At 68.1% G+C, this 9,875-nt stretch carries 10 protein-coding genes; 3 read left to right on the top strand and 7 right to left on the bottom strand.

Annotated features, from left to right (window positions below):
• Positions 1-1,258 precede the first annotated feature (1,258 nt).
• The 3 genes from ACZ6S5_RS23115 to ACZ6S5_RS23105 all read right to left on the bottom strand — a co-directional run bounded on the left by ACZ6S5_RS23115 (position 1,259) and on the right by ACZ6S5_RS23105 (position 4,599).
• Entirely contained in the window at positions 1,259-2,407 is a 1,149-nt protein-coding gene (locus ACZ6S5_RS23115) for a hypothetical protein (protein WP_466003565.1), read from the bottom strand.
• A 607-nt stretch (positions 2,408-3,014) separates the two neighbouring features.
• Complete coding sequence (locus ACZ6S5_RS23110) at positions 3,015-3,485, bottom strand: UPF0158 family protein (RefSeq protein ID WP_466003564.1); 471 nt, start codon at positions 3,483-3,485, stop codon at positions 3,015-3,017.
• Between the two features lie 145 nt (positions 3,486-3,630).
• A complete protein-coding gene (locus tag ACZ6S5_RS23105; RefSeq protein ID WP_466003562.1) occupies positions 3,631-4,599 on the bottom strand; it encodes a GlxA family transcriptional regulator in 969 nt (322 codons plus the stop codon).
• Positions 4,600-4,670: 71 nt separating this feature from the next.
• On the opposite strand from ACZ6S5_RS23105, the gene ACZ6S5_RS23100 reads away from it, so the two are divergent.
• Positions 4,671-5,435 (top strand): MBL fold metallo-hydrolase, encoded by a 765-nt coding sequence (locus tag ACZ6S5_RS23100; RefSeq protein WP_466003560.1) that lies wholly within the window; start codon positions 4,671-4,673, stop codon positions 5,433-5,435.
• 318 nt (positions 5,436-5,753) lie between these two features.
• Here ACZ6S5_RS23100 and ACZ6S5_RS23095 read toward each other — a convergent pair whose 3' ends face one another.
• Entirely contained in the window at positions 5,754-6,065 is a 312-nt protein-coding gene (locus ACZ6S5_RS23095) for a hypothetical protein (protein WP_466003558.1), read from the bottom strand.
• A 192-nt stretch (positions 6,066-6,257) separates the two neighbouring features.
• On the opposite strand from ACZ6S5_RS23095, the gene ACZ6S5_RS23090 reads away from it, so the two are divergent.
• Positions 6,258-6,497: a hypothetical protein gene (locus tag ACZ6S5_RS23090; protein WP_466003556.1), complete on the top strand. Its 240-nt coding sequence runs from the start codon at positions 6,258-6,260 to the stop codon at positions 6,495-6,497.
• Positions 6,498-6,957: 460 nt separating this feature from the next.
• On the opposite strand, the gene ACZ6S5_RS23085 is transcribed toward ACZ6S5_RS23090, so the two are convergent.
• From ACZ6S5_RS23085 to ACZ6S5_RS23075, 3 genes are all read right to left on the bottom strand, one after another.
• Complete coding sequence (locus ACZ6S5_RS23085; RefSeq protein ID WP_260428364.1) at positions 6,958-7,089, bottom strand: hypothetical protein; 132 nt, start codon at positions 7,087-7,089, stop codon at positions 6,958-6,960.
• A 514-nt stretch (positions 7,090-7,603) separates the two neighbouring features.
• Positions 7,604-8,098 (bottom strand): GNAT family N-acetyltransferase, encoded by a 495-nt coding sequence (locus ACZ6S5_RS23080; RefSeq protein ID WP_466003554.1) that lies wholly within the window; start codon positions 8,096-8,098, stop codon positions 7,604-7,606.
• Positions 8,099-8,228: 130 nt separating this feature from the next.
• Positions 8,229-8,867, bottom strand: coding sequence for a phosphotransferase (locus tag ACZ6S5_RS23075; protein WP_466003552.1), 639 nt, complete (start codon positions 8,865-8,867; stop codon positions 8,229-8,231).
• Positions 8,868-9,213: 346 nt separating this feature from the next.
• Here ACZ6S5_RS23075 and ACZ6S5_RS23070 point away from each other — a divergent pair, with 346 nt between their 5' ends.
• Positions 9,214-9,711 carry a hypothetical protein gene (locus ACZ6S5_RS23070; protein WP_466003550.1) on the top strand — a complete coding sequence of 166 codons (498 nt, stop codon included), beginning with the start codon at positions 9,214-9,216 and terminating at the stop codon, positions 9,709-9,711.
• The last annotated feature ends 164 nt before the right edge of the window (positions 9,712-9,875 follow it).

Below are 9,875 nucleotides of genomic sequence, written 5' to 3'. Positions count from 1 at the left end.
CTCCTCGGCGGTCAACGCCAGAATCGCCAACTTCGGACCACGACCATCGCCCACGCCATTAATCTACCAACGAATCAACGACTCAGGACACTAGATCGACAGTTCAAGGATCAGGTGGGACGGAAATTGCGTCCGCACAACTGCGTCTCCTGGGGTAGCTCTCTCGGCAAGCACCAGCCCTGCGGTTGCCCGCACTCGTGGCTCCGTGTCGCCCGACAGGGTGATGAGACCGCCATGCTCAGCTCGTCCCCGCGACGGCGACGTCGACCACGGGAAGCCGTCCTATGCCAGACCTAACGATCATGGGGGCGACAATTTCGCTGAGGCTGATGCCATCACTGTCTTCCGTCGACCCGCCCTCCTCGGGAGCCGGCCGCCGCCCGGCCCGCCGCTGTCAAGCGGACCTAATGACACAGGTTCGGACGCTGGCGGGTCGGGCGGTGGTCTGCTCGGCTCGCACGGGTCGATGGCAGTCCGACCTGCTCGCGGTCTACGAGGACCTGGCCGGTCGCGGGCACCACGACCCGCTCGGGGCGCTCGCTACGGCGACGGCCGGACGCGGGCGGACCTCGACCACCTCCTCGATCTGGCCCACCAGCGGACGGATGCGGAGTCGGACGCGGGCCGCACCAGCAACGGCGGGGCCGCGTGATGCCCGGCAAGCCGCGCCGCCGGGTCCGTCAGAGGTGATCGGCGAGCGGTCCGTGCCGGAGGTCGACCAGGTGGTGGCCGAACTCGACCGGCCGCGGAACGGCGACCCCGATGCGCTGCTCATCCAGGCGCATACCGCCATGGCCCACCGACGCCCAGGAGGTCCTGGCGGCGGTTCAGGCGCTCTTGGGGGACAAGGCGGTCGGCAAGGTCACCGAAGCCGCACGTTGACATCCTCCACCGCCATTAATGGCGGGGATTCCCTCCGCGCTGCGCGCGGAACGCGCAACGCCCGGGCGGGTTCCTGCTTCACTGCGGCCAGCCGGGACAAGTCCTGGTCTTACGTCCGCTCCACCGGCGTTTACCGTCTCCGCAAGCCCTGCGGCGACACTGTCACGCTGTGTCGGTCGTGACGCTTAGGAGCTTCCGGAACTACCCTTCGCCCCACATGATCACCTTGTCACCGTCTGCTGACGTCAGGTCGGCGCGGCTCGGGCCTTGGCGACCCTCACCGCGCGGGCCCTCACCCCCGCCCTGAAGGGCGGAACACTGGCCCGCACCTCGGTAGCCCCGCTCGGAACGGTGGAACAGCCGATCGCAGCCAGCCCTACCGGTCAACGGCGTCCCAGCGCACCAGACTGCCGCCCTCGGGCGGGTCATCGGGTGTGACAATGCCGCGAACATTGCCGAGGATCTGCCAGGAGGGCATGTCCCAACCGCAACTGCGCCCGTCCCGGCCGTAGATCAACGGCGCCTGTCGCACCGACCAGGTCCGGGCGTCGGCGCTTCGGGCGATGCCGACCACCGTCCTGGTGTCCGTGCGACCGCAGGCTCCGCTGGCACCAGAGAAGGCTTCGAAGACCATGTACCAGTAGCCGTCCGGTTCGCGGGTCATGTCGGCCATGCCGAGGCCATAGTTGGCCCATTCGGGGGTCGGCGACAGGACGATCTTCGAACGGGCGCCGGTGTACTCGCCGGCCAGGGTGGCGAGCCGAACCACCGCGCGCGTCTGCTTCAGACGCCCGGTCGAGTCGTGCCCGTGAAACGTCAGGATGAAGCCGGTCCCGTCCTTTTCGATATCGGGTGTCCCTACTTCATCGTCCCACGCACCCACCGCCCCGGGTCCAATGAGGAGGGTGCTGTTCGACCAGTCAAGCCCATTGGTGCTGGTGACATACCGAATGGAATGCAGACTCCGCCCCCGCCCCGGACCGAGGTAGTCCGGGTTGTGATCACGCTGCTCGAACACCATGACGAGGCGGGATCCGTCGGCGATCACGTCCGGCGCATAGACCCACGTGCTCCGGACGCTGTCGTCGAAACCGCAACTCTGACCGTCCTGGACCGTCTGCAGGCCCGGTAACGGGCGCCCTCCGTTCACCGGGGTCCAGGTGCCACCGCCGTCGGCGGAGGTCGCCAACGCCACCCCCTGGGGAATGGAACAGGTGTTCCCGGCGGGGCTCACGAATGTCCGGTAGTACATGAGGTACTGCCCGTTCCAGATGACCGAGGTGCTTTCGGCGTGCGAGCCAATGGCGGCGGGGAACGCTGACGTATTCGGCTGGCTCAGGGCTGCGGCGTTGTTGAACAGTGCACAGCCTGTTCCGCAATCAGCCGCCGTAGCGTCGGGCGCCGGAGCCTCGGGCCTGCTGTTCGTCAGGACCCGGCTGAACATCGCTGTGGTCGCATCGGAGAAACCGACCGCCGCCACGCAAAGGACAGCGAGCAGTGACACGGCAAGTCGCGTCTTGATCATGCTGTCTCCTTGCCGATTGGGGGGTTCGGGCACGTTTTCGTCGGACGATCGATGAGGTGCAGCGCCAGCCATGATCCGCACCGTGGCCGAGGCCGGTTGGTCGCCCAGTCTGGTCCGTGACCGTCGCAGAGTCTCTAGTTACGCTCGGTGATTGATCCCACTCATGGGCGGAAGGTTGATCGTCGGCCGCGTTCGAAGCCTGGGATCGGCGTCCCGACGTCCCTCCAGCCCGCAGGGAGATATCTCCGGTTTGCGCCCGCGTCGCGCGGATATCCCCGCGGCGTGGTCCTGAGCGTCGAGCGCCTACCGACCTCGATCCGGCTAGGTTCGATCTCCGCAATGATCTTTACAGCTCTGTATTCGCCATCCCCCGCCGTCAAGGATGGGCCCTTCTTCCGCCGCGCCAGGCCCGCCGTGATGCCAGGCCGACTCACACCACCAGCGCCGATTCGACCGGTCAAGCATGACTCCCAGGCAGCCAGCATGATGGCGTGCACTCGGACACCCTCTGACTGGCGCGATGACGAGCAGGTTAGTGGCCGGCGCACCCGGTCTGCGGCAGATGCGTCCGTTCGTCGTACAGGAATTCGCGCGGCGCGACCCCAGTTCAGGGGAGGTCGGGATCTGGATACTCGGCCACGAAACGCTCGCCCGTCTCGTCGTCGACCAGCGAGTTGTCGACCAGCCATTCAACAGCCCGCCGCTTTGCGCGCACGTCGCGGAAGGCATGCCACGCCGGCAGCAGGTGCGGATACTCGTCGTGCAACTCGTTCTTGAACCGGCGGAAGGCCCCCTTGCCCTGGATCGCTCGCGCGAGTCTGCGGCCGGCCGCCGCGTCACTGATCCTCTGAACAAAGTCGGCCATGTCCTGATACCAGACGTAGGACGGCAGCGGGTCGATGCCCACCAGGTCGAGGTCGTCAAGGTCGACGGGCGTGTGCCCGTCGATGCCGCCGTCCGTCGTCCAGAGGACGACCTCACCGGTTTGCGGGTTGATCCGCCATCGGTGATCGTAGTCGGTCTGGTCCTCGAGCGCGGTAGCGATCTCCTCCAGGTCCAGCCTGCTCAGGTCAAGCATTCGGCCACCATAAACCCGCTCTTCGGCCCGCAACCAGCGGCAGATTTGTACGGGCGTCGTGCGCTACTTGAGCAGCGCACCCACCGATAACCAGCAGGCCAGGGCCAAAGAGGCTCGCGCCGCGTCTTGCCGCTTCGTGACGGCCTTACGCGGCCCGGAAGCTCGCCCGGTACGCCTGCGGCGGCACGCCCACGATGCGCCGGAAGTGGGGGCGCATCGCGACGCCGTCGGTGAAGCCGCTGGCGCGGGCGACGGCGTCGATGTCGAGGCCGGTGGTCGACAGGATGTGCTGTGCGCGCAGGATCCGTTGGTGGAGCAGCCATTGCAGCGGTGAGCAGCCCGTGGTCTCGCGGAAGCGCCGGTCGAAGGTGCGCCGGCTTTGGTGTGCGGCGGCGGCGAGTTCGGCGACGTCCAGTTGGGGGTCGTCGAGGCGGTCGAGCGCGTACCGTATCGCGTCGGCGATCGCGTCCCCGGTGGGTAACCGCGGCACCGGCCGTTCGACGAACTGGGCCTGCCCGCCGGCTCGCTGCGGCGCCACGACGAGCACGCGGGCGGCCGTGTTGGCCGCGTCCGGTCCGTGATCGCGGCGCAGCAGGTGCAGGCACGCGTCCAGACCGGCGGCGCTGCCCGCGCTGGTGACGACTGTGCCCTCGTCCACGAACAGCGCGTCGTTGACGACCTCGACGCCGGGGAATCGGTCGGCGAACTCGGTGAGGTGGCGCCAGTGCGTGGTGGCCCGCCGGCCGTCGAGCAGGCCGGCCTCGGCGAGCACGAACGCGCCCACGCACAGCCCGACGACGGTGGCGCCGTCGCGATGCGCCCGGCGGAGCAGGTCGAGGACGTTCGGCTCGACCGGTGCTCCGCCCGGCGCGCGCCAGCCGGGAACGATGATGAGCCCCGCCTCGTCCAGCGCGGCGAGCGGATACGGCGCGCTGATCGAGATGCCGGCGGTCGTGCCGAGCGGGCCGCTGTGCTCGCCCGCAGTCCGCACCTCGAACCTGGGACCACCACGGGCGCTCTGGTCGATGCCGAACACCCGCGGCGCCACCGCGACCTCCAGCATCGGTGCGCCGTCACCGATCAGGACACCCACCGTTGTCCGACTACGCGACATGGCGCGAACATATCGGACGATGGCTTTCCGGCCACTCCCCGGGAGCGTCGACGGCTCGCAGACTTGCCAACATGACCCTTGCGATCCGCCTCTTTGGCGGCCCCACCGTGACATTTACCCTCGGCGGGCTCACCTTCATGACCGACCCCACGTTCGACGCTCCGGGCGAGTACCCGATCGGTAGCCGTACCCTGACCAAGACCGCCGCGGCCGCCGGCACACCCGCCGACGCCGGCCGCGTCGACGTTGTCCTGCTCTCCCATGACCAGCACCCTGACAACCTCGACGCCGCCGGCCGCGACTTCTGCGCCACCGTGCCGCTGGTGCTGTCCACCACCACCGCAGCCGAGCGGCTGGGCCCGCCAGCCCGCGCCCTGCCCACCTGGACGCACATTGGCCTGCCACGCCCGGACGGTCGCGGCGATCTGCGGGTCACCGCCGTCCCCGCCCAGCACGGACCCGACGGCACCGAACACCTCACCGGCCCGGTCACCGGGTTCGTCCTGCACGGCGACGGCCTGCCCACCGTGTACGTCAGCGGCGACAACGCCTCAATCAGGGTGGTCAAGGAGATCGCGGCCCGGTTCCCGGACGTCGACGTCGCGATCCTGTTCGGCGGCGCCGCCCGGACCCCGCTGCTCGGCGACGCGAACCTGACCCTCGACGCGGGCGAAATGGTGGAGGCGACCAGGATCCTCGGCGCGTCGACCGTGATCCCCGTCCACATCGACAGCTGGGCACATTTCACCGAGGGCCTCGCCGACATCCGCGCCGCGTTCACCGCCGCCGGCCTGACCGACCTCCTCCTGGTGCCGCAACGTCAGCAGACGGCGTGAGGAGCACCGGCACCGGTTGACCGTAGGTTCGTGATCCAATCAAGCTCCTGCCGCTGATACTGGGCGGGTCCTCGTGGCAGGGCAACGACGCCAGCAGCCGGCGCCTGCGGTCGAGCGACGCCGGCGGTCACCCAGAAGCCACCCCCATGCCCTGCGGCGAAGGCATCTCGGTCCGCGCCGACCGATCCGGCGAGCTGTACCCCGCCCACACCGGCGTCGGGCGACAGCAGTGCGGCCGGTGGCTCTCACGCCGATCATTCGCTCGCCCATTGATCCCCAAAGATCGGCGATCCGATCTGTTGCGGTCGGGATGTGAGGTCAGAGGTCCTGCTGCGGGTCGTCGAGGTCGCGTTCGATGCGGTCGGTTGCGGTACTCGGCTGCTGTACCGCAGCAGCGTCGACGTCGATCGGTCCAGCGGTGTCATCGGCGGCAGCCAGTAGCTGACGGGCCAGGGCTTCATCGGACGGGTGAACCATTACGCGGACACCCTTCATCTGCAGGTGTGGGCGCATCCCTCCGGCATCGTCTGCCACCACGGCTGCTCTCAATCCGTGACTTTGCAGCATGCCGACGATCAGTTCAGCCTCTATGCGGCTGCCAACGATCGCCAACACCGTCGCACCGCCCACGATCTCCACCCCCTACCGGCCGACCTAGCGTGAGCCTATGCCCGCCAGCCGAGACCGCGAGGCGCAACAATACCCACTCAGCGGCTGAGCGCGACCGCAGGGCTTTGAAGTCCTTTTCTGGCTCGGCGTCACGGCGGTTAGGCGAGGTCCTCGGCCTGGTCGGCGCCGATCCTTCCCGCCAATGTCTCTAACGTGACGCGGGTCAGTGTCGCCGCCTGTGCAGGCTGGTTCGCGCCGCCGGTCGCGAACATGCCGAGCGTCAGCGCGTACCAGCCGATGGTGCGCCGCTACATCGAAGGACGCCCCGCCAAACGCGCAGTCCTCCTCAAAACCTTAAAAGTCTTGACCAAGGTCCGGTGCGACCCGAACTACATCACCACGATCCTTCAGGCCATCACTGTGCTCCAACACGTCGAAGACCAGCGCTCATGAGGTTGGAAAAGTTTCATTGACCAGCTTGGGATCGAAAGCGTCGTACCTCAGTGGCTTGCCCGTCGCGGCAGCGACAGGGCGGACGGTGGCGGCACGATACCGATGGATGTGGTCGGTCGGTCCGACCGACACGAACGTAGTGGGCACCTATCCGGAAACCACAGTCCAGGCCCCGGGCGGTGATCTGGCGGCACCCCTCAACGGCGTCGGCCACGATTCGGGCGCCAGGTTCCGGCGAAGTGACAAAGCCACCGTATGCCAGTCATCCTCGAAGCCGCCCGCGTCCTCCGCCCCGGTCCCCAAGACTCACGCTGGTGTGCTGCGCCTCAGTCGACTCATGTCGCTGCACCGGGCTGGCACTGCACGCTTGCTCGCTTCCAAGCCGTGTTAGCCGTCACCGAAGGTGACGGCTAACACGGCTGGTGCAATACCGGCGCCGGAGTGTCGACGATCTGGCAGGTCAGGTGACCCCGATGTTCAGGTAGAAGTGGCCGAGCTTGAGTGATAGCGAGGCGCCTCCGAAGTGGTGAATGAGCAGGGCCAACAGGATGACGATCAAGATGCAGACGACGAGCCAGATCAGGAACCACACGAACCCTGGGATTCCGTAGCGACCGACGCGAGCCATTAGGCTCGCCCCCTCGCGGTTGGCGCTGCAACACGCGCCGCCGCGCATGGACGTGTCGGCTGTCGGTAACTGCGCCCGACGCTAGCGGACGTCTCCATACAGCCTCCTTCATTGAGGTGTCCGCGAAATTTCCCTGCCGAGGCGCGCGTCAAACCGGGCCGGAGGAGCCCGCTTCACGATCCTGCCGGAGCCGGGCCGCGTCTGTGCTGTCGGTGAACGGCACGTTCAAGCGTGTCCCGGTCTACAGCAGTGGAGCGGTCCACTCAGGCCCACCTGCGCGAGCAGCAGGTCGAACTGTGCGAACGGTCCACCGGAGTCCAAGGACGTCGGGCGTTGTGCAGCCTAATCGTCACCCAGATAGTCACCCAGCAAGGCTTTCCTACTCCGGTTGAGGCGTTACCGGTTGGCTCCGATCCCCGACCCGCTGGCTACCGACTGTGAAGCCCCCGTCGAAGGCCCCTCGATCGACGGCCGATCGCTAAGCCACGAGACTCTTGGCCATGATGTGCTCCCGACGCACGCCGTCGGGCATGAGGTCGCCCAGCTCACCCGCGTCACGGAAGCCGTTCCTCTGGTAGAGCGCCCAGGCGTTCCCGTTGCCCTCCACCACAGCCAGGCGCAGCGTCCCCGCGCCCAGCAGCCGCGCCCACTGCTCGACCGCCCGCACAAGGTGGTCGCCCACGCTGCGGCCACGTCCCACCGGGGCCACGTACATCGAGATCAGCTCGACGACGCCGTCCTGATCAGTCGGCACCCCGCTGGCCATCCCGACGGGCTGTCCGTCGAGCATCGCCATGACGTTGTACGAGCCGGGGATGGCCAGCCGATCGCGCCAGCGCTCCTCACGGTCGCCCTCGCCCTGCCAATCCGCCAGCTGGGAACCGAACGCATACGCCGCCTCCGCCAGAGCAGCGAGCCGCAGTTCCCGCCACATCTTCCAATCGCCCTCGTTGAGCACACGCGTCTCGATCATGTCGGCAGCGTGCCGCAGGCGTGGGGAGCAGGCAACCTGGTATCCGGTGACGCAGTGTGACGAACACGCCCTGTCAGCTCGCCGGCTTGGCTCCTTCGGTGGCTGCTTCACCGCGCCGGCCGCACAGCCGTCACCCTTCTTCGCGCCAACCGGCGGTTGTCGTGATCCGCTGCCGCCAGAGCTGCTCGCCGGGCCCGTCCGGATCCCATCGGTGCGCGAAGTCCAACAGCGCGTGGCAGCGAGCAAGCATCGCCGCACGGCGGCGCGGCCAGGACGGCGTGGTCCCGTATGCGGTGAAGAAGGCCGCGAGGGCGCCGCGGCTGTCGGGGTGATGGGTTCGCACGATCCACTCACACCACGCAAGATCTGCGACCGGGTCAACGAGCGGGGACGCCGCGAACTCCCAGTCAAGGACCGCGGTCGCCACAAACGTGACCGGGTCCAGCAGCAGGTTATTAGGGCCGAAGTCGCCATGACCGAAGCCGGCGTCGTGGATGTTCTGAAGGACCGCCCCGCATGTGCGCAGTACCGCCTCGGCATGACCCGCCGTGATCAGGTCCTGTCCGTGCACGCCAGCGACGAAGGCGAGGGTGATCGAGGTCGCCGTGTGGCCCAGCACCGGTGGCACGGGTACGCGCCCATGCAAGGCAACGAGGGCTGCGTACTCTCGGGTGGCGCGCGTGGCGGCATCCGGTCCCGCGTACGTCTTCACCACACTGGCCCCATCGCCGAGCGTCTCATTCGTGTAGCCGTGGGCCAACCGCCGCATCCGACAACCGTACTGTCAGACGTCGGGTGAAGTGACCCATATCGGCCGGACACCTCGATGTCTGTCAGGGGCTCTCGATGGATCTTCTCGTAGGTTTCGGGGCTGACTGACGATGCCAGAGCCAGGTCGCGGCGACGGTGACGGTGCCGTGGAAGGCGTAGGCCCGTTTGTCGTACCTCGTGGCCAACCCGTTAAATCGCCTTGGTGGCCGGCCCGCGCCCGATGACCCCGTCTGGAACGTCGGCCGCCCCGGTCTCTTCACCCATGAGACGCGGCAGCCTCTTCTCCTGCCAGACTGCCGCCAAGCCACCGGGTGCGACCCGCGCACCAAGCCGGAGGAAGCACCGTGAATGACGACGAGCTCGCCACCTCCTTGGCGGCGCATCTGGGCCGGCTCACCTTCGCGGACCGGTCGACCGACGAGGTCACCGCGCTCCTCGTCGACGCAGTCGCCGCGTGGGGCGAGGACCAGGGCTTCCGGGTATACCGACGCGCCGCGAGTGTCGTCCCGCTGCCCGCCCCGTACCAGAACCGGCACTCGGTCGTGGACGTCGCCTGCGCCCGTCCCGCGGGTCGTCCCGTCGTGATCGAGGTGGACCGCACCGATCGCCGGCGCACCGTGGATAAGCTGCTTGCCGAGGCCGACGCCGGCCGCGTCGCGCTCTGGGTGCGCTGGGGGCCGGGACCGTTCGCCGCTCCGCCTGCGCCCATCCGCCTCGTCACCTGCGAGGTCGCCGTGCGCCACCACCGGCACTCCCGACTGCCAACCCGCCCTGCGCCACACCACTCAGCTCCGGCCAGCACGGCCGTCGAGCCGGTCGAGCTGCCGCTCACCCCGGATTGACCGCATGAACCGGCGCGAGGTGATTCGTAACCGTCAGCTCCCGGCCGGAGAACCCGTGGGCACCTCCGCCTCGTCGGCGCGGAGTAAAGCCTGACGTACCGCCACGAGTCAGCCGAGTTGAATCTCGGTTAGGGTCGGGCAGTATCCGGAGGCGTCGGCCCTTT

Source organism: Micromonospora sp. NPDC051924, assembly GCF_055586005.1.
The sequence above is the reverse complement of the archived record's forward strand: the minus strand, read 5'-3'. Positions and strand labels throughout refer to the sequence as shown.

Coding starts and splice junctions, on each gene's coding strand:
- ACZ6S5_RS23105 (WP_466003562.1), bottom strand. CDS start 4,599: ATGTCGCGTAGTCGGACAACGGTGGGTGTCCTGATCGGTGACGGCGCA.
- ACZ6S5_RS23080 (WP_466003554.1), bottom strand. CDS start 8,098: ATGATCGAGACGCGTGTGCTCAACGAGGGCGATTGGAAGATGTGGCGG.
- ACZ6S5_RS23100 (WP_466003560.1), top strand. CDS start 4,671: ATGACCCTTGCGATCCGCCTCTTTGGCGGCCCCACCGTGACATTTACC.
- ACZ6S5_RS23110 (WP_466003564.1), bottom strand. CDS start 3,485: ATGCTTGACCTGAGCAGGCTGGACCTGGAGGAGATCGCTACCGCGCTC.
- ACZ6S5_RS23075 (WP_466003552.1), bottom strand. CDS start 8,867: ATGCGGCGGTTGGCCCACGGCTACACGAATGAGACGCTCGGCGATGGG.
- ACZ6S5_RS23115 (WP_466003565.1), bottom strand. CDS start 2,407: ATGATCAAGACGCGACTTGCCGTGTCACTGCTCGCTGTCCTTTGCGTG.